The sequence below is a fragment of the Streptomyces sp. NPDC041124 genome (genome assembly GCF_055592385.1).
Window position 1 is genome coordinate 124162 of the sequence record NZ_JBVIYR010000010.1, and the last position, 25277, is coordinate 149438.

The 25277-nt window shown below is 71.7% G+C and carries 14 protein-coding genes and 1 pseudogene; 9 read left to right on the plus strand and 6 right to left on the minus strand.

Annotation, left to right across the window (positions count from 1 at the left end; translation table 11 throughout):
- Positions 1-8 precede the first annotated feature (8 nt).
- Entirely contained in the window at positions 9-743 is a 735-nt protein-coding gene (locus ACZ6A9_RS25750) for a TioE family transcriptional regulator (RefSeq protein ID WP_468989568.1), read from the plus strand.
- A gap of 130 nt (positions 744-873) precedes the next feature.
- Here ACZ6A9_RS25750 and ACZ6A9_RS25755 read toward each other — a convergent pair.
- Positions 874-1137 (minus strand): annotated as a pseudogene (locus ACZ6A9_RS25755) (hypothetical protein); the annotation flags it as partial.
- A gap of 441 nt (positions 1138-1578) precedes the next feature.
- Between ACZ6A9_RS25755 and ACZ6A9_RS25760 the strand changes: the two are divergent.
- The 7 genes from ACZ6A9_RS25760 to ACZ6A9_RS25790 all read left to right on the plus strand — a co-directional run bounded on the left by ACZ6A9_RS25760 (position 1579) and on the right by ACZ6A9_RS25790 (position 11345).
- Positions 1579-3027, plus strand: a complete 1449-nt coding sequence (locus ACZ6A9_RS25760) for a hypothetical protein (RefSeq protein ID WP_468989570.1) — start codon at positions 1579-1581, stop codon at positions 3025-3027.
- Positions 3028-3191: 164 nt separating this feature from the next.
- Positions 3192-3713 (plus strand): hypothetical protein, encoded by a 522-nt coding sequence (locus tag ACZ6A9_RS25765; protein ID WP_468989572.1) that lies wholly within the window; start codon positions 3192-3194, stop codon positions 3711-3713.
- Positions 3683-5107 carry a hypothetical protein gene (locus ACZ6A9_RS25770; RefSeq protein WP_468989574.1) on the plus strand — a complete coding sequence of 475 codons (1425 nt, stop codon included), beginning with the start codon at positions 3683-3685 and terminating at the stop codon, positions 5105-5107. The genes ACZ6A9_RS25765 and ACZ6A9_RS25770 overlap by 31 nt, the downstream gene beginning before the upstream one ends.
- Positions 5104-6531 carry a vWA domain-containing protein gene (locus ACZ6A9_RS25775; protein WP_468989576.1) on the plus strand — a complete coding sequence of 476 codons (1428 nt, stop codon included), beginning with the start codon at positions 5104-5106 and terminating at the stop codon, positions 6529-6531. The genes ACZ6A9_RS25770 and ACZ6A9_RS25775 overlap by 4 nt, the downstream gene beginning before the upstream one ends.
- A 59-nt stretch (positions 6532-6590) precedes the next feature.
- Positions 6591-7715 (plus strand): ATP-binding protein, encoded by a 1125-nt coding sequence (locus tag ACZ6A9_RS25780; protein ID WP_468989578.1) that lies wholly within the window; start codon positions 6591-6593, stop codon positions 7713-7715.
- Positions 7712-10630: a DUF5682 family protein gene (locus tag ACZ6A9_RS25785; protein ID WP_468989580.1), complete on the plus strand. Its 2919-nt coding sequence runs from the start codon at positions 7712-7714 to the stop codon at positions 10628-10630. The genes ACZ6A9_RS25780 and ACZ6A9_RS25785 overlap by 4 nt, the downstream gene beginning before the upstream one ends.
- Before the next feature lie 436 nt (positions 10631-11066).
- Positions 11067-11345: a GlsB/YeaQ/YmgE family stress response membrane protein gene (locus ACZ6A9_RS25790; RefSeq protein ID WP_189559818.1), complete on the plus strand. Its 279-nt coding sequence runs from the start codon at positions 11067-11069 to the stop codon at positions 11343-11345.
- A 196-nt stretch (positions 11346-11541) separates the two neighbouring features.
- Here the strand turns inward: ACZ6A9_RS25790 and fusA are convergent, their stop codons facing one another.
- Positions 11542-13584 (minus strand): elongation factor G, encoded by a 2043-nt coding sequence (gene fusA / locus ACZ6A9_RS25795; RefSeq protein ID WP_468989584.1) that lies wholly within the window; start codon positions 13582-13584, stop codon positions 11542-11544.
- 410 nt (positions 13585-13994) lie between these two features.
- Between fusA and ACZ6A9_RS25800 the strand changes: the two genes are divergently transcribed.
- On the plus strand, positions 13995-15410 hold the full coding sequence (locus ACZ6A9_RS25800) for an MFS transporter (protein ID WP_468989587.1): 1416 nt from the start codon (positions 13995-13997) through the stop codon (positions 15408-15410).
- A gap of 107 nt (positions 15411-15517) precedes the next feature.
- Here ACZ6A9_RS25800 and ACZ6A9_RS25805 read toward each other — a convergent pair whose 3' ends face one another.
- The 4 genes from ACZ6A9_RS25805 to ACZ6A9_RS25820 form a co-directional block, all read right to left on the minus strand.
- On the minus strand, positions 15518-17278 hold the full coding sequence (locus ACZ6A9_RS25805) for an Hsp70 family protein (protein ID WP_468989590.1): 1761 nt from the start codon (positions 17276-17278) through the stop codon (positions 15518-15520).
- Positions 17275-17991: a hypothetical protein gene (locus ACZ6A9_RS25810; RefSeq protein ID WP_468989593.1), complete on the minus strand. Its 717-nt coding sequence runs from the start codon at positions 17989-17991 to the stop codon at positions 17275-17277. The genes ACZ6A9_RS25805 and ACZ6A9_RS25810 overlap by 4 nt, the downstream gene beginning before the upstream one ends.
- An 86-nt stretch (positions 17992-18077) precedes the next feature.
- The gene (locus tag ACZ6A9_RS25815; RefSeq protein ID WP_468989596.1) at positions 18078-19817 is read right to left on the minus strand and encodes a hypothetical protein; all 1740 of its coding nucleotides are present in this window, start codon (positions 19815-19817) and stop codon (positions 18078-18080) included.
- Positions 19817-25276 carry a DEAD/DEAH box helicase gene (locus ACZ6A9_RS25820; protein WP_468989601.1) on the minus strand — a complete coding sequence of 1820 codons (5460 nt, stop codon included), beginning with the start codon at positions 25274-25276 and terminating at the stop codon, positions 19817-19819. Before ACZ6A9_RS25820 ends, ACZ6A9_RS25815 begins: the two co-directional genes overlap by 1 nt.
- Position 25277: the final 1 nt, after the last annotated feature.

Below are 25277 nucleotides of genomic sequence, written 5' to 3' on the forward strand. Positions count from 1 at the left end.
TGCGATGCGTGGGGCGAAACCTTCAAAGCGGTGAGAAGCTCAGGCCGGTCGACCTGGCACGGCGGCACGGTCTGTCCACCCAGGCGGTCCGCAACTACGAGGAGGCGGGTATCCTTCCCGCCGCCGACCGCACGGCCCACGGGTACCGGACCTACACTCCCCTGCACGCACGGGCCTTGCGGGCGTTCCTCGCCCTGGTGCCCGGCCACGGTCATCGAACGGCGACGGCGATCATGCAGGCCGTGCACCGGGGCTTCGTCGACGAGGCGTTCCATCTGATCGACGAGAGTCACGCCCAACTGCTCGACGACCGGAGCACGCTGCAGGCCGTCGAGAGGGCCCTGCGTGACCTCTCCGCCGGGGCGGGCGCCGAGCGTGATGCCTCACCTGCGCGGCCCGGGCGGGTGTTCATCGGCCCGTTGGCCAAGGAGCTGGGACTTCGGCCGGCGACCCTGCGCACATGGGAGGAGGCCGGGCTCGTACGGCCGCGCCGCGACCCGGTGACCGGGTACCGGGTCTACTGCGAGGCCGATGTGCGTGACGCCCGGTTGGTGCACCAACTCCGGCGTGGTGGCTACCTGTTGGTGCAGATTGCTCCCGTGCTGGCACAGGTGCGGGAGGCGGGTGGGCTGGAGCCCCTGGAGGGGGCGCTGCGCGACTGGCACGGGCGGTTGTCGGCTCGTTCGCGGGCGATGCTGACCGGCGCCGCCGAGCTGGAGGCGTATCTCCGCGCACGCGGTTGAAGGGCATCGGCGGCACTGCGGACCGCGACGTTCCGCGGCAGCGGCAGATCGCACGTCGCGCTCGTGGAACCGCGGGTGCCCGATGGTGCCCACAGTGGTGGTGCGCGCGCCGAGGCACTGGACGAGGCGGTCACGAGGCCCCCGCCCACGGTCCCCGGACCGCGAGGCCTCCGGTCAGTGGTTCACACGGAGGGCATCCAGCATGCATCGGGAGTGAGGCGTGCAGTTCGCGCTCCCGGCAGGCCCAGGCGTGGGTGCCCGGGCCGTAGAAGTGCGTGGTGACGTGCTGGGCGCCGGCCCGCGTCAACTCGGCTGCCAGGGCGCGGTTCTGGCGGTCGAAATCGGCTTCGAGGGCGCTGGTGGCGCCCGGTGGGTCGAGGGGGCCGGGGGTGCCGTTCGACCGGGCCCGGGCGACGGACTGTCCCGAGGCAGGATCCGCCACGGAGGGTGGTCCGTGACAGTGCCGGTGGTCGACTTCCAGGGGCGGAGGACGCGGGGCTCGCGCGGGCCGAACCGGGAGATGCCGAGTTCCTCGCTGCTGCGTACAACCTTTCCGTGAGGTCGCGGGTCATCTCCGGTGTGTACGTGCGCTTCCCGCACGGGCGGGCCGAGCCGGGCCGGCTCGCGATGCGGTCCTTTCCGCTCACGCTCTCCGAGCGCGAGCGTCCGCCTGCCTTCCGCGACGGTGCGACGACGTCTCGTCGGGGAGCCGGACCCGACCCGGCCGGCCGATTCCGGCGCCGGGGCGGGTACTCGACGGGGTTACCTCACTCCCTCACCGCGCCCGCCACCGGGCCATGCCCCTTCGACATTCCCGCTGCCTGAGGAACCCGCGTTGATCGACAGCACCACCCCCCGCAGGGACGGATCGGCTCCCGTCCCGCCGTCCGCCACGCCTTCCCCGTCGGACGTGCGCGCGGAACGCCGCCGGCTCATCGGAGCGATCGGCGCCGTCCGCCGCCTCCTCTCCGAGCGTCCCGCCTTCGAGGTCGCCGACCGGCGACGCCTGGGCCTCGAGGCACGGAAGCGACAGCGTGTCGAGGCCGACCACAGCAAGAAGCTGCACCGCATCGGCGAGGAACAGGCCCGCCAGGAGGCCTCGCTGACCCACCGGCTCGACGCGCTGGACGGCGAACGCGAGCGCCGCGAAGGCCAGGCGCTGTCGGTCCTGCGTCGTCAGTCCGTCGAGCGGGCGCTCGGCAGCACCTACCTCACCGCCAGTGAGGTGAGCGGCATCGGGGCCGGCCTCATCCGCAGCCTGGCGGCACAGGGCATCAGAACCGCAGCCGACTTCCACGACGTGAGCTGGGGCAGGGCGCCGAACGGCAAGGGCGGTGACGTCCTCTACATCCACCGCACCCAGGGTGGCAAGGTCCACATCAACGGCATCGGCGAGCACCGCGGCCGCCCGCTGCTGGAGTGGCGTCGGGCCGCCCTCGCCCGTGCGGAGGCCCGCGCCCCGCACAAGCTGCCCGCGGACGAACGGCACCGGATCACCGAGATCATCGAGGCCGAACGGCGTCGCCTTCGCGAGGAACTGGCAGAGGTCCCGCGCTCCGCCGGGTCGGCGCGTGCGGAGGCCGTACGCCTGCACGCCGAGGCCCTCGACCCGCTCCGCACCGCCGAACGGGAGGCCGCGCGGCGCGCTACCGTGCGCCGGGCGGAGTTCGACACGATGGCCGAGCAGCTGCTGGACCTCCAGGGGCAGCTGTCGGCCCACATGGACGCCTACGGCGACGTCGGCCGTCGCGCCCGCCGCGCGCAGCAGCGCGCGCTCCGCCCGGTGCCTCGGGCGTCGCCCCTGCCCGGGATCCCCTCCCCCCGCGCGGCGGGGACGTCTGCAGCCGGGGTCGGCCTCGGCAAGGTCCCGGACCGGGCCGAGACCCAGCCGGTGCCGGGAAGCCGGGCACACCCCGGCTGGCTGATCCCGGTCCTCTACTTCTGCCTGACCACCGTCGTCGGTGTGGGCGAACTGGCGGGCAACACGGCTCACCCCTTCACGATGGTCGCCTCCCGGCTCGTCGCCCTCGCGGCCACCGCCGAGCTCCTGCGGCTGTGGATCCCCCGCGTCCGCGCGCGGACCGCCGGTCCGATGCCCGCCGGAACCGGCCGGCAGACCTCCGGGGTGTTCCTCGCCCTGGCCGCGGTCGGCATGTTCGAGGACGAGAACTCCGACGTGTTCGCGATGGCCTGCGTCGTATCCGTACTCGCCGCGGTGCTCTTCCTGGCGGGGACCGTCAGCCGCGTCACAGCGGACGACCGGGCGGGCGAGGACACCCCCTAGTCCGCCGCACCGCCTGCTCACCGTCCCGCCGCCGGCGCAGCCTCCCGGAACGGCAGCGCCCCTGCCCGGCGGCGGACCCGGTCGGCGGCCCGGACGGCGTTGTCAGTGGTCTTCGGTAGATTCCTTCCCGTCCCGCCGGTCCGGCGAGGGCGTCCCCTTTCCGCATGCTTGGGAGTGGTGTGTTGTCCGTCTGGGAGAGGTCGAGTACGGCGCGGGTGGTGCCGTCGGCACGGCCGCGGAAGCTGGCCAAGGTGCCGTTCGCCGAGTTGGCGGACGGGCGGCTGCAGGGCGTGGTGTCGAGCGGGTCGGACATCGGGCGGGTGTACGTGTCGTCGGTCGCGGCGGGGACGTACGCGTTCGCGTGCAGCACCAACAACAACCGTCCCTGCGGCGGGGCGCGGGGCGGTTTCTGCAACCACATACGTGCGCTCGTCGACGAGGCTGTGCTGCAGTACGGCGTCGAGCGCGTGGCCCGGTATCTGAAGGTCGAGGTCACCGGCGAGGACCCGGACGCGCACACCGTCTTCAGCGCCATGTCCTGCACCCGGCCCGCTCAGGGGGACAGTTCGGCGGCGGCGCAGGTGTTCAGCCGGTTCCTGCGGCACCTGTCCTACCTCGAGTTCGCGCCGACGACCGCTCCGCTGCCGGAGATGCAGTGGTTCCCGACGACGAGGGCGGTGGCCTGATGCGTGCCGATCTGCTGACCGACGTCGTCGACGGGCTGGAGGAGGCCCTGGCGGCCGTGGACGGGTTCGACGACGCGCTCGTCGACGGGCTGCTCAGGCCGCAGCCCGCGCAGGCCGCCGGGCTCGCCGGGCTCGCCGAGGCGGTGGCCGGGTCGCCGCTGGCCGGGCGGGTCGCCGAGGCCGCCGAGAAGACGGCGGCCGGGGCGGCCGGTGAGGACCACTTCGTGGCGCTCGCCGCGGCGCGCACCGCGCTGCTCGGTTCCGCGCACGACGCGCTCGTCGCGCGGATCGAGGAGGCCGTCGGCCGGCCGGGGGCGCAGGAGAGCGGCCCCGTACCGGCCGGCAGCGACGAGCGTGCGGTCAACCTGCTGATCGCCGCGCGGAGTTGGCTGTGCGACCTGGCGCGGGCCGGGTGGCTCGGGATCGACCACGAGCTGGTCGCCGGGGCCGCGCCCGTCGTGTCCGCGATGCTGCCCGAGCCGGGCCTGCGCCGGACGGCCGCGCTGCTCGACGGTTTCGCCGCCGAACTCGCCGCGTCCTGTCCCGGGGCGACGCTGGAGCGTGTCCCGGTGCGGCGGTGGGCCGATCTGTGGTCGCGGGCCGTGCTGCTGACGCTGCCCGGCGCGGCGCCCGCCCCCGCCGTCACCGGGGCGACCGGCCGTCTGCTGCCGCTGGGCGTGGACGTCCAGGAGCACGCCACCGCCGTACAGGCGCAGGTTCACGGCGTGTTCGAGCCGGCGGACGGTGGGGCGGCGCGGCTGGTGCGGGCCAGTGTGTCCGCGCCGAAGCCCGACAGTGTCGTCGGGGCGGGGCTGTGGCAGCTGCTCCGGCCGCACATGTCGCTGCTCGGCGCCGTGAGCGAGGGGCGGGCCGTGGAGCTTGACGGGATGCCGGTCACCGCCGAGGGCGACCTGCTGTGGGACGACGAGCGGGCACGGGCGGGCGAACCCGCCGACGTGTTCGCCACCGCGCGGGTGGCCCTGCCCTCCGCGGTCTCCGCTCCCGTAGCGCCCCTGGACCGGCATCCGGTGCGGATCGCCGTGCCCGTGCTGCTGGAGGGGTACGGGGTGCAGGACGGCGAGGACGGCACGGCCGTGGAGGTCGCCGGGGTGCGTCTCGCCGTGGACGTCGACCGGGTTCCGGCCGCCGGTCCGCTCACCCCGGAGGTGTTCGCCGCGTCCGGTGCGTGTGTCGGTCTGCTGCGCTGGGACGCCGGGGAGTTCCTGCTGCAGCCGCTCGCCGTCGAGCGGACCGTGCGGAAGAAGAGCGTCGTCGTGCACGCCGGTGCCTGGGCCGGGGGCACGACCGACAAGGCCGGTGCGCGGGCCGAGAAGGCGGCCACCGATGCCGTCACCGTGCTGCGGGAGCGGGCAGGAAGGCTGCTGCGGAAATGAGCGAGGAGACGAGCGGAGGGGTCCCGGCGCCCGACCCCGACGAGAACCGGCGGCAGGTGCTGTACTGGCGGCTGCTGGCCCGGCTGTTCGATCCGGAGGAGCAGGCGTCCCTGGAGTCGGCGAGCCTCGCCGTGGTCGAGGACATCGGTCTGCCGGCCGCGCTGCTCGACCCGGGCGCGTCGGTCGACTCCGTGGTGCAGCGGCATCCGGAGCTGGCGGCCGAGTTCGACGGGCTGATGACGCCGGCGCCGGACGAGGACGGCACCCGTGACCGGGCGGCGGAGGTGCGGCGCGCGGCGCTCGCGTCGAAGGTGCTGCTCAACGTCTTCGCCTCCGGCTCCGGTGCCGTCACCGCCGAGCAGCTGGCCCGCTGGCAGTCCGACGCGGGCTGGCTGGAGCGGGCGCTGGGCTGCCGGCCCGGCGACCTGCGGGGCGGGCGGGGCGGCGGTGTACGGCGGGCGGGCGGCGGAGGGGGCGTCAGTGCGACCGGTACCGGTGCCGGCGGGCCCACGCCGGACCTCAGCCGGCTGATACCGGAGATCGGGCCGGAGCTGGGGGCGATCGAGGCCGGTCTGGTCAAGCGGATGCGGCTGCGCGAGGTGCTGGCCGACCCGGCGCTGGCGTCGCAGCTGACACCGAGCATGTCCCTGATCGAGCAGTTGCTGCGGGACAAGGACAACCTCTCGGGGGTGGCCCTGGCCAACGCCAAGGCGCTGATCCGCCGTTACGTCGACGAGGTGGCGCAGGTGCTGCGCAGCCAGGTGGAGAAGGCGACCGTCGGCGAGATCGACCGGTCCGTGCCGCCCAAGCGGGTCTTCCGCAACCTCGACCTCGACCGCACCATCTGGAAGAACCTCACCAACTGGAGCCCGGAGGAGGAGCGGCTCTACGTCGACCGGCTGTACTACCGGCACACCAGCCGCAAGACGACACCGCAGCGGCTGATCGTGGTCGTGGACCAGTCGGGTTCCATGGTCGACTCGATGGTCAACTGCACCATCCTGGCGTCCATCTTCGCCGGTCTGCCGAAGGTCGACGTGCACCTCATCGCGTACGACACGCAGGCCCTCGACCTCACTCCGTGGTCGCACGACCCGTTCGAGACGCTGCTGCGCACCAAGCTCGGCGGGGGCACCGACGGCACCGTCGCCATGGCGCTCGCCCGCCCGAAGATCGCCGAGCCGCGCAACACCGTCGTGGTGTGGATCTCCGACTTCTACGAATGGCGCACGCACGAGCTGTTCGAGAGCATGGCCGCCATCCACCGCTCGGGCGCGAAGTTCATCCCGGTGGGTTCGGTGACCAGCGGCGGCCGCGGCAGCGTCAACCCGTGGTTCCGGGAGAAGTTCAAGGACCTCGGTACGCCGGTGATCTCCGGCCACATCAAGAAGCTCGTGCACGAGCTCAAGACGTTCCTCACGTGATGCGACCGAGCGGCGTCACACCCACCTCTCTTCGACCACCGTACGAAAGGCCTTCCCTCATGTCCGACCTGCTGCGCGCGCCCGCCGAGATCAAGTACGCCGAGGAGCTCGACTGGCTGGAGTCGATCGACGACGGCCCGAGGCCGTTCTCGTGGCGGCTGTCGCCGAAGATGGTGCGCCTGTTCATCCTCGGTTCCGAGCGGGCCGACGGACTGGACCGGGAGGTGTCGCAGAAGTGGTTCGGTGACCGGAGCTTCGTGGAACGGTCCATCGTCACGCTCGCCTCCGACCGCGGCCTGCTGCTGATCGGTGACCCCGGCACGGGCAAGAGCTGGCTGGCGGAGCTGCTGTCCGCCGCGATCTGCCGCAACTCCACGCTGGTGGTGCAGGGCACGGCCGGCACCACCGAGGACCACATCAAGTACTCGTGGAACGTGTCGATGGTGATCGCCAAGGGGCAGTCGCGGGAGTCGATGATCCCCTCGCCGATCATGACCGCGATGGAGGGCGGGGCCATCGGCCGCTTCGAGGAGCTGACCCGGTCCACGAGCGATGTGCAGGACGCGCTGATCTCGATCCTCTCCGAGAAGTACATCTCCGTTCCCGAGCTGGAGAGCGGGGGCGGTGACGACAACATCGTGTTCGCCAAGCCCGGCTTCTCCATCATCGCCACGGCCAACAGCCGTGACCGGGGCGTCAACGACCTGTCGTCCGCGCTGAAGCGGCGCTTCAACTTCGTGCGCATCCCGGTCGTGACGAACAAGAAGAGCGAGGCGGAGATCGTCCGCTTCCGCACCGAGGAGCTGCTGCGCCGGCACGCGATCGACCTGGACGTGCCGCCGACCCTGCTCGATGTGCTGCTGCAGAGCTTCGCCGACCTGCGCGCCTCGGCCGCGGCGGCCGGCAGCGACGACGAGAAGCTGGAGTCGGCGCTGTCGACGGCTGAACAGATCGGTGTGCTGGAGGACGCCGTCCTGCACAGCAACTTCTTCGGCGAGCGGGCCCTCACCGCCCGTGCCCTCGCCTCGTCGCTGGTCGGGTCGCTGACCCGGCGCGAGCCGGAGGACCTGGCCATCCTCAACAAGTACCTGCACGGCGTCGTCGAGCCGCGCAGCAAGGAGGAGGGCGGGTCGTGGCCCGAGTTCCTGGAGGGCGGCCGCGACGCGATCGCCACCCTGTCATGAGCGGGCCTCAGGAGAGCACGGGGAGCACGTCGTTCGCCGCGCTGCGCGGGCAGCTCCAGGAGGCGGCGGCCACGTTCGCGGGCGGGCCGGACGCCCTGGAGGGCATTCTGCTCGGCATGGTCGACGACGTCGACCGGGCGGTGCGCGAGCCGCTGGAGATCTTCCCCGTCTGCCACCACTCCCCCGCCTCGGCGCTCGCCATGGCACGCCGGCTGCGCGAGAAGCAGCCGAAGGTCGTGTATCTGGAGCTGTGCGAGGACATGGCGCCGCTGCTGACCGAGCTGCGCAACTGCCGGCTGCCGGTGGCGGTGCAGGCGTTCGCCGGTGACATCGACGGCTTCCCCCCGGAGTGGGCGCCGCTGTCGGTGGTCGCGCCGATCACCGAGGCGTCGGCCGAGTACCAGGCGATCGCGTACGCGCTGGACACCCCGGGGGTGGAACTGGTCCTCGTCGACCGGTCCTCGGACCACGTGTTCCAGTGGGACAGCAGGAGCGAACCCGCTCCCCAAGGGGCCGAGCCGCCGGAGGGGGCGGAGGCCGCGCTGCACGGGGAGGCCGTCGGTGTCGAGATCGGCGACCTGCGTCCGCGCTTCGCCGAGCTGGAGGAGCACCTGCTGCGCCACGGCAAGGTGCGGCACTGGTCGGAGTGGTGGCACCAGTACGTCGAGGTGCCGCTCGGCGGCGGCACGGCCGACCACGACACCTACCGTCAGGTGATGTTCCTCATCGGCAGCCTGTTCCGGCGGCTCGCCCCCGGGGACGGCGCACGGGTGCGGGTCGACGAGGACCGCGAGCGGTACATGTGGACGCGGATGCGCGAGCACCTGGCGGCGACCGGCACGGACCCGGAGGACTGCCTGTACGTGTGCGGGGCGTTCCACGCGGCCAGCCGGGTCGAGGAGTTCGGGGTGCACGGCACCTCAGGGACGTTCACGATCTCGCCGCGCACCGCGACCACCTGGCAGTACGGGCTGATCCCGTCCAGTCACGCGGCGATCGAGGCGCAGTTCGGTCTGGCGGCCGGCTCGGTGTCGATCGCGGCGACGGAGTGGGCGAAGAGCCTGAAGCGGAGCCGGGTGAAGCCGTACCGGCTGGAGGGCCAGGCGGGGACGAAGAAGTCCGGGAGGAAGACGGCGGCCGCCGCCCCGGCCGTCCCCGCGCCGTCCGCGGCCGCGGGCGACAGACTGTCCGGGTTCCTGCGCCGGCCGCCGGTGCTCGACTCCCTGGACGAGGCGGAACTGCTGGGCTGGTCGGTGGACATCGTGCGGGCGGCCCGGCGCAACGGCTACCTCGCCTCCACCGCCGACGCCATCGCCGTGTTCCTGACGTCGATCCTGCTCGCCGGGATGCGGGACCGGGCCAAGCCGACCCCGTACGACTTCCAGGACGCGGCGGTCACCTGCATCGAGAAGGACAGCGTCCCCGGGCGGCGGGACGTGCGGCGGCTCGTCGAGATCATGATGGGCGGCGACCGGATCGGCCAGGTGGGCTACGAGGCGCTGCCGCCGCTGGCCCGGGACGTGTACGACCGGCTCGAACCACTGGGGCTGAAGCTGCAACAGCGCGGTGTGCAGAGGGCGTTGCTCGACATGACGTCCCGGCCCGAGCTGGGGGCGTGCTCCGACGTGCTGTGGATGCTGCGGCGGCTGATGCCGCACGGCGCGGCACGGCCGATCATGGGCGAGCGGCGGCTCGGGGAGCGGTCGATCCAGGAGTCCTGGGACCTGGCGATCGGCACCCACCAGCGGGCCCTCATCGAGCTCGGCTACGAGGGCGTCAGCCTCGAACAGGTGCTGGAGCAGCGGCTGCGGCGCGCCGCGTACGGGCCGGAGGCGACCACGGCGGACGTGCTGGCGGCGGTCGAGGACACGCTGCTGTACCTGCGCGGCCGCCGTCTGGCCGACGAGCTCGGTACGCACGCGCTGAAGGTGCTGGCCGCCGAGCGCAGCGTCGACGGGGCGCCTCAGGTGCTGCGCCGTGCGCGGGCGCTGCTGGCGTACTACCGCACCCACGAGCCGGCGCTGCCGGGCTGGATCGAGTCCTTCGTCAAGACGGGTTACGCGCACTATTGCACGCTGCTGCCGACGGCGTTCTGCGACGAGGACGCGACGGTGGGGCAGGTGGCGGCGATGTTGGGCTTCCTGTTCAGCATGGAGAGCCTGGCGCTGTCCCTCGGCTGCGACCGGGCGCAGCTGGAGCTCGCGGTCGCCCAGTGCCACCCGGAGGACCCGGAGAAGACGGCCCTGCTGTGGGCGGCGCAGGTGCAGCTCGGCACCCTGTCCCGGTCGGAACTGCGGTCCCGGTGCGCGGAATTGCTGGACAACCCGCTGGTGGTGCCCGCCTACCCGCGTTATCTGAGCGGCTTCGTGCACGCGCTGGAGCCGGTGCCGGGCCTCGCGGACGTGGTCGTGGAGGCGGTGTCGAACGCGTTCGGGCGGCTGCCGGACGCGGTGCTGCTGCCGTGGCTGCCGCTGCTGATCACCACGCTGCGTGCGGGCGCGGCGGACCTCGCCCCGCTGCTGATCCGCGAGGCGGGGCGGATCTTCCCGGGCCGTCTGCCGGCGCTGGACGCGTGGGTGCCGCCGTGGCGGATGCCGCAGACGAGTCCGTCCGCGGCGAAGCCCGTGGCCGGTGTCCGCCGTGGGGTGGCGCTGCTCACGGCGCACCCGGCGGCGTGCGACGCGGTGGCGGGGCTGCTCGGCTGCGACGGCGGGTGGGCAGGGCCCGGCGCCCCGGCTCGGCCGGGCGCGGCGCTGCTGGCCGCTCGTCCGGCGGCGTGTGACGCGGTGGCGGGGCTGCTCGGCTGCGACGGCGGGTGGGCGGCGGCGTCCGGTCCGTCTCCGGCGGGCGCCGTGCTGACGACCCGGCACCCGGCGACCGCCGGGGCCCTGGAGTCGCTGCTCGCCGCCACGTGACAGCGGTGGCCGGGTCCCCGGCGGGGGCCCGGCCGCCCTGCAGCCGATCCTCTCCGCGTCCGCGGTGCTCCTTCGGTGAAACAGCACGTCACCGCCGGGTAGTGGCGCGCGGGCATCCGACCGCCCGGCCCCAGCGCCCCGTACGCGACGCCATCGGTTCGGTCCCCGGCCGCGACGATCGTCCGCGCGGCCCGTGCCGCTGTGCCCGTGATGCTCGGCGTGACGAACGGAGCGCCTCCGGCCGAGTCATTCGATCGGCAGGGTACAGACGTGATGCGACCCGCCGGCCGGCGGCTCCCTCATCGGACGGCGAAGGCCAGGACGGGGCAAAACGGAAACCGGTTCGAGAGATGACGGTGCGAGGTGTTTGGAAACGGCCCGACGGTAAAGACGGGGTGCTAACAGAAACTTTATACGACGAGGTAGGAGACCTATCATGGGCATCATCGCTTGGATCTTCATCGGCCTGCTCGCGGGCCTCATCGCCAAGGCCCTGATGCCGGGCAAGGACCCCGGCGGTGTCATCATCACCATGCTCATCGGCATCGCGGGTGGTCTCCTCGGCGGCTGGCTCGGAAAGGTGATCTTCGGCGTCGACTCCATCGACGGCTTCTTCGACCTGTCCACCTGGATCGCCGCCATCGTCGGCTCCGTCATCCTGCTCGCCCTCTACCGCGTGATCACCGGTAACCGCCATTCCCACCGCCACGCCTGATCCGGCAACCCGGACCGCAGGAACGGCCCCTCGTCGCGTGCGACGAAGGGCCGTTCCCCATTCCTGCCCAGAACGGATGGTGCCCCCTTGCCCCGGCGCCGGGGCACACCCCTGACCGGCGCCGGCGGTCGGGGCGTGCCCGTACGGCGGCGGCGGCCCCTCCCGGCGCGGTGCGGGAGGGGCCGCCGTTCACGCGTCACCGCGTGGGCAGGGGCGCCGGCGCGAAGCCGGTGGGCCGGGTGGTGAAGGTGCCGCGGCCCTGGGTGCGGCTGCGCAACCGGGTCGCGTAGCCGAAGAGTTCGGCCAGCGGCACGGTCGCGGTGACGACCGTGGCACCCGCCCGGGTGACGGAGCCCGTCACCCGGCCGCGGCGCGCGGCCAGATCACCGAGCACCCCGCCGACCGCGTCCTCGGGCACGGTCACCGTGACCTCGACGACCGGTTCCAGCAGGACCATCGCGCAGGCCCGCAGGGCGTCCCGCAGTCCGAGCCGTCCCGCGGTGCGGAAGGCGGTGTCCGAGGAGTCCTTCACGTGGGTCGACCCGTCCGTGAGCGTGACCCTCAGCCCGGTCACCGGGTGCCCGCCGAGGGGCCCTTCGGCGAGCGCGTCCCGACAGCCGGCCTCGACGGCACGGACGTACTCCTGCGGCACGCGCCCGCCGACGACCGCCGAGCGGAACTCGAAGCCGGACTCCGGGGTGTCCGACGGTTCGACGTCGAGCACCACATGGGCGAACTGGCCCGCCCCGCCGTCCTGTTTGACGTGCCGGAACACGAAGGCGGACACGCCCCGGCCGACCGTCTCCCGGTGACCGACCCGGGGCCGGCCCACGGTGACGCCCAGCCCGTGCTCACGCCGGATCTTCTCCACCGCCACCTCCAGGTGCAGCTCACCCATGCCGGACAGCACCGTCTGTCCCGTCTCCGGATCGGTGCGCGCCACCAGCGAGGGGTCCTCCTCGGCGAGCCTCGCCAGCGCCGACGCCAGACGCCCGGTGTCCGTGCCCCTTCGGGCCTCGACCGCGACGGAGACGACGGGCTCGGCGACACCCGGAGGTTCCAGGACCAGCGGGGCGTCCGGCGCGCACAGGGTGGAGCCGGCGCGGGCGGACTTCAGTCCGACCACGGCGACGATGTCCCCGGCGACGGCACGGTCCGCGTGCTCGTGCCGGTCGGCCCGGACGCGCAGGATGCGTCCGATCCGCTCGGAGCGGCGCGCGGTGGCGTCCCACACCGTGTCTCCCTTCTCGATGGTGCCCGCGTAGAGACGCAGGTAGGTCAGCCGCCCGGTGGCGGTCGCGTTCACCTTGAACGCGAGGGCTACCAGCGGCGCCGCCGGGTCGGCGGCCCTCCGCTGCTCGGTGCCGTCGTCGCCGGTACCGCCGACCGGCGGCACGTCCAGTGGCGACGGCAGGTAGGCGAGTACGGCGTCGAGCAGTGGTTCGATGCCGCGGTTGCGGTAGGCGGAGCCGCACAGGACGACGACGGCGGCACCGTCGCGGGTCAGGTCCCGCAGGGCGGCCGCGAGCGTGCCCGCGCCGAGCGAACCGGTGTCGCAGAACTCCTCCAGGGCGCCCGGATGCAGCTCGGCGACGGCTTCCTCCAGCAGCCGGCGCCGTCGGTGCGCTTCCTCGCGCAGCTCGTCCGGCACCGGTGCGGGCTCGCGCCCCTCGCCCTCGTCGGTCCAGGTCAGGGCCTGCATGCGCAGCAGGTCGACGACGCCGGTGAAGGTGTCCTGCGCGCCGATGGGCAACTGGACCGCCAGCGGTACGGGGTGCAGCCGTTCCCGGATGGAGGCGACGGCCGCGTCGAGGTCGGCGCCGGCCCGGTCCATCTTGTTGACGAACGCGATGCGCGGCACACCGTGCCGGTCCGCCTGCCGCCACACCGACTCGCTCTGCGGCTCCACTCCGGCGACCGCGTCGAACACGGCGACCGCGCCGTCGAGGACGCGCAGCGCGCGCTCCACCTCGTCGGCGAAGTCGACGTGCCCCGGGGTGTCGATGAGGTTGATCCGGTGGCCGTCCCAGACGCAGGTGACGGCCGCGGCGAAGATGGTGATGCCCCGGTCGCGTTCCTGCGGGTCGAAGTCGGTGACGGTGGTGCCGTCGTGCACCTCGCCGCGCTTGTGCGTGGTGCCGGTGGCGAACAGGATCCGCTCGGTGACGGTGGTCTTGCCGGCGTCGACGTGAGCGAGGATGCCGAGGTTGCGAACGGCGGCGAGTGGGTTGGTGCGCATGGCCGGTGGCCTTTCGGATGATCCGGAAAAGGGCGGCGCGATGGTCCCCGGCGCACGGCGTCGGACGCCCCTGGTGTGCGGGGGCCGAAGAGAGCAGAGGTGCGTCAGGTCATCCGGTGCCGGGCGCGCAGCGGGCACCGGAAGGACCGGGACACCAGGATCACCACGGACCGGCGGGACCGGGAACGGGGAGCGGCGACGGTGGCGTGGTCACGCACGGTCGGGCTCCCCTCTGGTCATGGATGCGCGGCCCCGGGAGGGACTGCGCCTGCCCGGTGAGTGTAGGGAGGACGGGGAGGGCGGGGCCACACAATTTCCGAGCCCGGCTCGTCTCACATTCCGGTACACCTTTCCTGCTGGATGAGATGTCTGAGAGCCTTGGGCAACCGTTCACCTGGAAAGACCGTGAAATGCCAGCACCAACCACCAGTCCGGCCCCGGCGGCACCCGTCAACTCGCGGTCCCGTGTCCTCGTAGCGAGTCTCATCGGGACGACGATCGAGTTCTACGACTTCTACATCTACGCGACCGCCGCGGTCCTGGTCTTCCCCACGCTCTTCTTCCCGAACAGCGACCCGACCACGGCCCTGCTGTCGTCCTTCGCCGTGTTCGGTGCCGCGATGGTCGCCCGCCCCATCGGCGCGGTGGTCTTCGGGCACCTCGGCGACCGGCTCGGCCGCAAGGGGACACTGGTCGCCTCGCTCCTCACCATGGGCATCGCGACGTTCCTCATCGGCGTACTCCCCACCTACGCGCAGGCAGGCTGGATCGCCACCGCGCTGCTGGTGCTGATGCGGCTCGCCCAGGGCTTCGCCCTCGGCGGCGAGTGGAGCGGCGCGGCCCTGGTCGCCACCGAGAACGCCCCGAAGAACAAGCGGGCCCTCTACGGGACGTTCCCGCAGCTGGGCGCCCCGCTGGGCTTCATCATCGGCAACGGACTGTTCCTGATCATCGGCGCGCTGCTGCCGTCCGCGGCGGGCGCCGACCCGTCCCAGCCCTCGGACGCGTTCCTGAGCTGGGGCTGGCGCATCCCGTTCCTGTTCTCCGCCGTGATGGTCGCGATCGGGCTGTGGGTGCGGATGCGTCTGGTCGAAGCGCCGGTCTTCGCCAGGACCAGGGAGGCCGGGCTGGTACGGAAGCTGCCGCTGGCCACCGTCTTCCGCAGCCACTGGAAGCAGCTGGTCCTCGGCACGTTCTTCATGCTGGCGACGTACGTGCTCTTCTACCTGATGACCACGTTCTCGCTGAGCTACGGCCGTACGCCGGAGGACGCCGCCGTGCCCGGCCTCGGGTACAGCTACACCACCTTCGTCCTGATGATGATCTTCGGTGTGCTGTTCTTCGCGGTGTTCACCCTGGTCTCCGGCCCGCTCGCCGACACGTACGGCCGCCGCACCACCCTCATCTGGGTGACCGCCGGGATCCTTGTCTTCGGACTGGTCTGGGTGCCGCTGATCGGCCTGGGCACACTGGGTGTGGTGCTGTGGCTGGTGCTCGGCTTCACACTGATGGGCATGACGTTCGGCCCGATGGGCGCGCTGCTGCCGGAGCTCTTCCCGACGAGCGTGCGCTACACCGGTTCCGGGATCTCCTACAACGTCAGCTCGATCCTCGGCGCCGCCGTCGCCCCGTTCATAGCGGTCGCCCTGTGGGACGCCGGTGACGGCTCGCCGTGGCTGGTCGGCGTCTACCTCTCCTCGATGGCACTGCTGACGCTGGTGGCGCTGCTGCTCGGCAAGGAGACGAAGGACGTCGGCCTGGACGAGGGCGAGTCCCTCGGCGAAGCCGACCAGGACGAGGCGCCGGCGGCCGCTTCGGCTTCCTGATCCGTCCGGCGGCCAGACTGCGGCCCCTTCCTCCCGTCCGGGAGGAAGGGGCCGCAGTACGTGCTCACGGGCGGCATCACCGGCTGTGAACGCAAGGAAAGGACGGGTCAGAGTCCCCCCGTCACCACGTCCTGCGGCTCGCCGTTGACCGTCACCGCGGGGTCGGCCTCCACCACGCGCACGGACATGTCGATCGGTGCGGGGCGGGCATTGGCCGTTTCGGCTGCCGAGAGATGCCGGACGTGGGAGGAACCGTCGGCGAACGGGCGGACCGTGTGGGCCAGAAGGCGGGTCAGTTCGTCGTCGAGGCCGTGCTGCAGCGGGGTGCCGTCAGGGCCGAAGGAGTCGATTTCGCGCTCGGCGAGCACCACGCCGCTCTCCGCGTGGGTGGCGGTGAAGCGCAGGATGCCGCTCTCGTTGTAGCGGAACTTGATCTCGATCTTGTTCCGTCGGATGTCCTGTTCCCGGGTCGGGAGGTGCACCTCGATCTTGGCCAGGGGGAAGGCACGGTCGCTGTCGGCCGGGTAGCCGGCCTCGCCCTCGATCACCGGCACGCGCACGAAGGAAGCACCCGGCGTGTCCGGGTAGAAGTTGGCCGAACCCTCCGCAGGGAGCGTGGCATTACGCCGGATGATGGCGCGGAAGCCCTTCTGCTCGCCAGCGCGCACGGCCGTGCCCAGGTCGTAGCTGGTCACCAGGGAGAAGTCGCTTTCGTCACCGAGCTCACCATCGAGGGAGGCCGCGTAGATAGCCGCGCCACGGGCGACGGCGGTCATGGGCCGGCACAGGCCGCTGTCGACGACGCGGTCGTGACCGAGGAGCTCGCCCAGGGCGTGACGCACCTGCGGGATCTGTGAGGTGCCGCCGATCATCAGGACGGAGTCGATGTCGTCCGGGGTGATGGCCAGGTCCTCCAGGGCCTGCTGGACCGCCTCCAAGGCGCGAGTGATGAGCGGGGTGATCGCCTCGGTGTACTCGGCCGCGGTAATTCTGACCTCACGCTTCGAAACTGAGGGGGCGAGGCCGACCGGGAGGTCGAAGTGAATCGCGCCGTCCATCGGCACGGACGACAGGGCGATCTTCGTCAGCTCGACCGACCGGCGCCACCGACGGCGTTCGGCCTTGGTGAGCCGATCCGCGGCCAGTCCGATCTTCTGCTGGATCAGCTGGGCCAACGCGTTGTCGAATTCCAGGCCTCCGAGGGCGGTGATGCCACGGGAGGTCTGCTCCTCGAAGAGGCCGTCGTCGTATTCGAGGACGGTGACGTCGATGGTGCCGCCGCCCCAGTCGAAGACGAGGAAACGGCCGGGAATCGGAACGTCGCGAACGTACGAGATCGCAGCCGCGGTGGGCTCGTTGAGCAGGGCCCGGACCTTCACTCCGCCGAGTGCTGCCGCGGCGCGGGTGCGGTAGCGGGCGCCGCCTGTGGCTTTTGCGGGGACGGTGACGACCGCGTCGGAGAGGTCGAGCAGCTGGGCGGAGACGCCTTCCTTCATCCGGCTGAAGAGGGAGGCGGCCGCGACCGTGCTGTGGAACTTCTCCGAGCCGACCCAAGCGTGGTGTTCTTCGAGCTGGGCGGCTACCTCGAGACCGTCAACGTCGCCGTCCTGCTCGGCACCGGAGCGGGTGCCGAGCATGCGCTTCACGGCGTCGAGCGGCTCACTGGTGCCGGTCTTCGCCTCCCAGCCGAAGCAGAGGGTGCGCTGGAGGTCCCGGACGGACAGCACGGAAGGGAAGAGCTGCTCGAACTCCGACATCCGCCATTGTGCGGGCACGCTGTCGCCGTCGATAGGCAGCACTTCGGTGGTGTGCCCGTTCCAATGCGCCACCACGGAGTTGCTGGTGCCGAAGTCGATACCGAAAGTCATCGGGTTCTCCTTTGCGTCATGCCAAGCCGCTTACTCACCGCAGCACGCAGCGTCTCCCTGTAGGTCGGCGCAGGAGCCGGGTCCGCCACGACTGTTGCGGCACTGGGCTCGACGCCCGTCGCCGGAGCTTCCTTCCCGGCAACAGCCCGCAACCAGCCGCGTTCGACGAGTTTCCCGGACTCCTTGTCGATGTAGGCCGGCACCATGAGCTCAAGCGTGACCTCACCGCTCCTCATCACGCCGGGCTGGTCCTCCACAACGTTGAATAGCGACTGATCACCGGTGTCACCGACGACCTGCAGGCCGGCTTTCGCCGTCTCGTCCTCCAAGCGGGTCAGCACCACCTGCAAGGTCTTCGCTTGCAGCGCCTGCCGGTGCAGGACGGCCAGCTGGGCCAGGTGCATCTGGCGTGTGCGGATGCTCTCCAGCACACCCTTGCGTACCGCTTCTGTGAACTGGGGAAGCACTCGACGCATCAGCTCGACCCGGAGGGCGGAGACCAGGTCGGCCTCGGTCTCCATGCCGGCCAGAACTGCGCTCAGTTTCTCCGTCGCCTCCTCCAACTCCCTTTCCACCACCGGCAGGAGCGTGTCGTTGACCGACTTCAGGATCGTGGCGGCGTCCAGAGTCCCCGGGACGAACTCGGGCAGGTGGCTCTCAGTGAATCGCCAGGGAGCAGCCTCGGCCGCCCTGCGCTCACCACGATTGCGCACGCTTCCCTTGTTCGGCCCGCGTCCCTGACTCTGCCGGGATCCGTCACAGGGACCGGAACCACTAGCGCCCTTACCTGCTTTGGTGCTCACGATGTGCTGCTCTCTGGGTCTTCAAGGGCTGCGGTGTCTTCGGCAGCCGGGTAAAGGCGTTCTGTCGCCCTGGTGATTATTTCTCGGGCCGCCTCGGTGCGGGACCACTCGCGGTCGCTGTCCGTGGGCGGCTCGGTGAGCCTCTGCAGGGGTTCTGGCGGGAGTTCCAGCCGGTGGCTCGTGCCGACGGGATCATTCCAGCGGTTCGGGGCAAGCGGGACGGCGAACCGGGGTACTTCCTGCTGCTCCCGTTCGGCCTTCTCGATCATGTCCTTGGCGCGGTTGATCCGGACGCGTCCGCTGTCGGCGAGCTCCTTCCTCAGGGCTCGCCAGGCTTTCTTCCAGTCGTTCTCCCCGTCGGGCACGCCGAGCACCAGGTAGGGGTTGAGCGGCTGGTCGCGCTCGCCGCCCGGCCGGCCCTCCAGGAAGCTCCGGTTCTTCCGCAGCGTGGCCACGACGCCTCCGCCGAGCTCGTCCCGCACCGGGGGGCGGCCTTCGACATCCTGATCCAGAAGTCTGAGGGACTCCGCCACCTCCTGGCCGGCGCGCAGGTAGGCCTGGATGTTCTGGGCCTCCCAGCGCACCGGCTGCGAGTGGTGCCGGAGCCTCCCAGCCATGGTGGCCGCGGCCCTCCTGCGCTGTTCCGCCGTCTCGTCGTCCCCGTGGAGGAGGGCGCGGTGCATCTGTCGCACGGCCCTGATCAGGGTCCGTACGCCGATCCAGCCGTTGAACCTCTTGTTGGTCGCGCTGCGCACGCTGGGGTGGGCCCGCTCCAGGAGGACCCACAGCCGCTCGTCGGCGACGAGGTCGTCCGGGACCTCTCCGGTCCGCCGCACCTCGCGCAGGGCGTCCAGGAGCTTCCGCGTCGGCGGCAGGAGGTCGGTCCACTCCCCGGCAATGGCCTTGGCGTCGCCGGCCTGCAGCCTCACCAGCAGGCGCCAGTCCTGCGGCCAGTCACGCCCGGGTTCCGTTCCCGGGCCGGCCTCTCGGCGCTCCCGTTCCAGGGGCCAGGCCAGCAGGTCCATCTCTTCGTCGGTGAGGGACGCCGGGTCCAGACGGGCTCGGAAGTAGGCGGCACGGGAGGTGCCGTCGCGTTCGGGGACCGCGCCGATCCACTCCTCGTCGATGTAGTCGTCGAGAAGCGGCCGGGGAAGCTTCGCCAGGAGCTCCCTCTGACGAGGAACGGACAGGTTAATCTCCATCAGGCGACGGTCGTCCTGGTAGGCCTGCCACATGCTGCCCGGCTCCCCCAGAAGCGGCAGCGGCTTGTCCTCCAGCAGGGCGCGGGCACGGTCGTCGAGTCGGCCGTCGAAGACGTTCAGCCCGTGATCCTGTGCCATGACGAGCAGGGAGACGCCCGCGACGGGATCGTCCTGTCGGGACGCCGTATCGGCCGCGGCCTGCGCCAACTTCTGCGCGGTCAGCGTCCCAGTCTCCGCCTTCAGCGCGTCGGGCAGCACGATTTCGACGAAAGGGCGGGCGCGCTGCCAGGCCTCCCTGTCGGCGAACCCTTCGGGGACCGGCTGGGGCATGACCGGTTCCGGTTCCGGCTGCTTCTGCGGGGGAACGACCGGAGCGGGGCCGCCGACAGCTTCCACGGCTCGCGTAGCTTCCCCGGGGGTCCGCTGCGCGCGTGCCTGGCGGAGCGCGAGGCGGCGTGCGATCTCGCGCTGCCGCACCTCCTCCAGGTGGGTTTGCTCGTCCTGGCCCGCTCCCAGCGGGCTTCCTGCCGTCATCAGAGTTCCTCCGCGAAGGTGTGCACGTGCTCGATCACCGCGGCAGGGGTCCGGTCCAGGCTGTAGGAGTCTACGAAGGCGATCCTGTCGGCGAGGCCTCCGGCACGAACCTCGTGGCGCAGGGCCCGGAGCCGTTCGCTCCCGCACTCCTCACTGGCGGACTCCAGCGGGTGCTTGACGGCGACCGCGACGGGCTCGCCGGTGAAGTCCGAGGTGAAGAGCGCCACCGGGCCGGCGGCGGTCTCCTTCAGGATGACGTCGGGCTCCTCGTCCGCCCAGCCCTTGAGCAGAACGGCGTGGTCCTCCGCCTCGACCCGCAGTTCCCGGCCGCGCAGGGCGTCGGTCAGGTCGCGGGCGAGCCGCCAGTCGTACAGCGGGTGGAGGCGCATGTTTGAGTAGTCGCGCAGGCAGGCGTAGCAGGAGCTGCGGCAGTTCCGCGCGTGGTGGTCGGCCTCCAGGTCGTGCACGTACCGGTCGACGGTCTGGAGGAACTCCTCGATGTGTTCCTCCGAGCCGAGGTGGGTGCTGAAGCCCGCGCCGTTGTCGAGGCTGTCCGCCAGGTAGGCCATGACGGGAGCGGCCACCGGGGCGTCAGAGCCATGGATGCCGCTGAGGAGTTCCTCCGGCTGCACGTCCAAGTGTGGGGCGGCGGCACGGCGCAGCAGGGCCGCCAGCGAGTACCAGGCGGCGCGCCGGCCGTGGTACGCCTCGGGGAAGCCGTCGATCTGCTGGGACTTCGAGATGTCGAAGCGCAGGCCCCGGCCCGTGTCGAGGGCGTCCTTGGCTCCGATGAAGAGCATGTCGGTGTGCTGGGTGGCGCCGAGGGCGATCTCCAGGTCTGCTTCCGCCCTGGGATTGTCCAGGGCGAGGTAGCCGCGCCACGGGCCGGTGTTCTTGGCGAACCGGAAGAGTTTTCCGGCGTTGGTGTTGACGATGTAGCGGTCGCCGCTGCCGGTGTGGACGACCATCCAGTCGTCGGCGGCACGGTGAATGCGCGGGGCGGTCTTCTCCAGGTCGGCGGCGGTCCGTGCGCTGGTGGCGTTGGAGCCGAGCTCCCGGTAGCCGTCGTAGTCCCGTGCTTCTCGGGCGGCCCGGAAGCCCGCGGGCTCCCGGAAGGGGACGGCCCGGTAGTACTTGCTGTCCGCTCCGCAGGCGGGGCAGGTGCCGGCGTCCCCGGTCTCCGGGTCGACGACGGCCTGCGGGTCTACGTGGGAACAGATCCGGCACATGGCGACCAGCTGTTCCGGTCCGAAGGGCTCTTCGGCGGCCTGCACTCCGCGGCCGCTGGGGACGAGGGAGACCACTCCGCTGGAGCGGAGCAGGCGGCCGTCCTGCGGGGTTTCGCTGCCCGGTGCGAACTTGCTGAGGGCGACGGCCAGGTCGCGGTTGACGGAGTCGGCCGGCGGCCAGGGGAAGGTCTTCTTCGGGATGCTCCGGTAGAGGAGGCGGGAGCGGGCCGGGAAGCCGAACATGGGCAGGAGACCCGCCTCCGCCAGGCGCTGGCTGAGGTCGGAGTGGCCGACCTGCCTGGCAGCCACGTCGTCGACCTGGCCGAGGAGCTCGTCGACGGCGGCCACCGGGTCGATGGCGGCGATGCTCTCCGGTGTGCCGGCCCGGAGGGCGGCGGCAGCGGCCCTGACGCGGTCAGGGCGCTCGGCGATCCAGCGGCGGACGGCGCCGCGGTGCGCCGGCCAGTCGGCGGCGAGGCCGAACTGTCCGTGGACGTTGCTCGTCATGTCCGGGCCCTTCCGGCGGTCCTGCGGCTGCAAGGGCTCGAAGGCCTGGCGCAGGACTTCTCCCAGCAGGACCCGCCGGAAGACGGAGACCATGCCGAGGACCAGGTAGGGCGGTGGGGTCGGGTCGTTGGTGATGGCTTCCGGGCGGGCGAAGTAGTGCTCGTCGTGGCTGCGGCCGCGGCAGACGGTGAGTGCTACGGCGACCGGGCTGTTGCGCCGGCCCGCGCGCCCCACCCGCTGCTGGTAGTTGAAGCGGGTGGGCGGCATGTTGGCCATGATCACGGTGTTGAGGGGGCCGATGTCGACACCGGCCTCCATGGTCGTGGTCACGGAGAGCAGTTCCAGGCCGTCTGCCTGCGGGACGTCGTCGTCACCGAGGAAGACGTCCTGGAAGAGGCCCTGCCGGCGCTGGGCCTCCAGCCGGTCCGTCTGGCCGGTGAGTTCCGCGGTGCGCAGGGGGAAGTCACCGGTGCGGTGGGCGGCCTTCCAGGCGTAGTAGTCGTCCTCGAGGACTCCGCTGTACTGCTGGGGCACGGCGGGCAGCGGGGTCAGGCACTTGGTGCACAGTCCCGCGCCCGGGTGGAGGTGCGGCCGGTGGCAGGAGCGGCAGGTCCAGGTCTTGTTCTCGCCGGAGCGGAGCGCCACCTTCTCCGGCTTGATGACGTAGTCGACCACGGCGTCCTTCCAGACGCCGAGCACCCGGTCCTTGACCGTCTCCAGATCGGTGCCCTGGCGTTCGGCGACCTGCTTCCAGAAACGCTTCAGAGGTGCGGGCGGCCCCTGCAGCGAGGCACGTATCCGGGTGAAGCGCCGCATCAGGCCGAGGATGCGCAGGCTGGCACGCGCCACGGCCTGGTCGCTGTCCGGGCCGATGTCCAGGGGCGAGCGGTCGTCGCGCAGGCAGAGCCAGCCGAGTCCGAGCGATTCGAAGTCACGGCCACCGCCGGAGAAGAGGCTGCCGATGGTCTCGAGGCGGAGGCGGGAGCGGAGACGGTTGAGCAGTTCCTCCTGCGCCTGGGTCTCCACCACCGCTTCGCGGTCCCGCTCCCAGTGGTAGAGCGCGGTCCAGGGCTGCCCGGCCGAGGTCTGCTGGAGCGAGGCCGCGGGACCGGCGGGGTTGACGCCATAGGCCAGCAGCATGCCTTCGAGGTCGGAGGCGAGGTCGTCCAGGGAGGGCAGTTCGGAGAACTTCCGTTCCAGGTCGGGCAGGAGTTCCGGTTCCGCGTCGAGGTCGTCGGCGAGGATCGCCTTCAGGCGCCCCCAGTCCGCCGGGTTGCGGTCCCGCAGCCGTTCCATGGCGGAACGGGCACCGGCACGGTCGGCGGTTTCCCCGGCGTAGTGGGCCTTCACCAGCTGGAGGTCTCCGAACGGATCCCCCTGGCTTTCGACGGCCTGGGCGCTGAGCAGGCGGAGGAGGTCCTGGTAGTGGCGGAGGGCGAGGCCGCTGGCGAGCTCGGAGGCGTCGTCACGGCTGTCGGAGAAGGCGATCGCCTTGCGCCGGCCGTCGGGAAGGTGGCCGAGGGCCTCGGTCACCAGCACCTGGTTGATCTTGTAGAAACCGGTGCGCATCCGGCGGACCGGCGCGTTGCGCAGCCGGTCGGGGGATTCCAGCGGGACGAAGCGGCCGTCCTTGTCGTGCTTGATCTCCCAGTCGTCGCCGCAGGCGGGGCAGCGGGTGGGGAAGGCCTGAAGCCGGGCCGGGTCGTAGGCCGGCTTCTTGCCCTCCTTGTCCAGGGGGACGGAGATGTGGAACGACCATCCGGTGTGCTTGACGTCCCGGTTCTCCAGGCGGCCGGTGGCGGGCTGGTAGGTGCTGCGGCGGAACGCGAACTCGACCTGCGGCCCTCCGTCGGACAGGCCCGCGTGCCAGCCGGGGTCGTCGAGGCCGAGGCCCTTGGTGCGCGGCCAGTACACGACGTAGTTCGCCGCGGTGGGTGCGCCGCTGGCCTCGTCGGGGAGCAGGTCCAGGTCCGGGAAGTCGGTGTGGAGGGCCCCGGTGAACTTTCGTCGCCGGGTGTCCTTGGGGCTGGCGTACCCGCCGAGCATGAGGTCGCCGCAGGCCTGGCAGGAGAGGAGCTCGAGGACGCGGGCGCCGCAGGTGCAGCGGGATGTGGGCTCGGCGAAGAGCCGGCCGACGCGGCGTTCGGGGTCGTGCTCCACGGGGATGTGGGGGCAGTTCGGGTCTGAGCAGGCCCAGACGCCCTCGATGTTCCGGAAGAAGAAGTGGGCGCGGAGCTGGGGAAGTCCGGGGTCCTGGGCGGAGCCGAGTACGCGCAGGACTCCGTGGAGGGCGTTTCGGCGCTGCTCCTCGGGGACGTCCGGGAAGAGGTTTTTCGCCAGTTCGGGGGCGGGCAGGGCACGGGGCTTGCCGCTGGGGGTGAGGGCGTGCTGGAGCGCCGGGCCGAGGCTGGTCTCCCGGGCCAGGGCGACGGCTTCGTCCTGGGTGACGGGGGTCTTCGCGGCCTGCGCGAGGCGTTCGGTGTGGGCGGCCAGGTCTCCCCCGCCGTGGATTTCCTTCGTCTTTCCCGGGATGATCACGCGTCGGGAGCCGGGCAGGGCGAAGAACCCGTCGAGGAAGTCGTCGTCCCGGCCGGCTTCCAGGGAGGCGGAGGCGGCGAGCACGCGCAGTTTCTCGGGGTTCTTGTCGAGGCCGAGGCGGTGGCGGAGGTTGCGCAGCAGGTAGGCCACCTCGGTGCCGGCCGTGCCGCGGTACATGTGGAGCTCGTCGAGGATGAGGGTGAGGCGGGCGCCGGGGGTTTCCTCGAGCCACTTCCTCGTGGCGCTGAAGATGTGCTCCTCCTGCTTGCGGAGCAGCATGATGTTCAGCATCGAATAGTTGGTGATCATGATGTCCGGCGGCGCGGCCTGCATGTCCCAGCGGGCGTGCATCTCCGCTCCGCCGAGGCGCGGGACGAAGGGCCGCAGTTCCTCGTCGAGCTTCTCGTCGGCCTTGCGCTGCCGCTCCTGGACCTCCTGCAGGTACTGCCGGAGACGGAAGTGCGCCGGGTCGGAGTCGCGGCTGCCGGAGACGGGGGTGGCTCCGGTATAGCGGCCGAAGTAGAAGCGGTGGCCGTTGCGCTTGCGGTCCAGCCAGGCGTGGGCCTCGCGGCTGTCCAGCGACTTACGGAGCCGGACCAGCTGGTCGTCGGCGAGTGCGTTGGTGGGGTAGAGGATCAGCACGCGCACGGCGGCGGGGTGCCCGTGCTCGCCCTGTCGGCCGGGCACGTGGTCGCCGTCTCCCTGCCACCATTCCCGCTGCACGGCGCGGGTGCCCTGCCAGTGGGCGGACTCTGCGACCAGGTCGGCGAGGACCGGCAGCAGGAAGGACTCCGTCTTGCCGGAGCCGGTGCCCGCGGTGACCACGAAGTCCTTGCCCCCGCAGGCGGCGACCAAGGCGTCGTGCTGGTGCTGGTAGAGGCTGGTCACGCCGTCGGGGAGGGTGAAGCGGGCGAACTCGGCCGCGTCGGGGTGCGCCCCGGCCTCGGCGAAGGACTCCGCGACGCCGACGTCCCGGGAGGCGTACTGCGGGCGCAGTTCGATCAGCGGGTCGCGCCAGGCCCCGTTGTCCCGGTCCAGGAGGTTGCGCCGTTCCTCCATGACGGAACGGTCGTCGACGCTGAACGGGGTGTCGTAGTAGCGGAAGAGGGCGCTGCGCAGGTCGTCGAACGTGCCCATGACGTCCTGGACGTCGGTGTCCGTCACCGCCGCCGTCTGCTGTTCCACG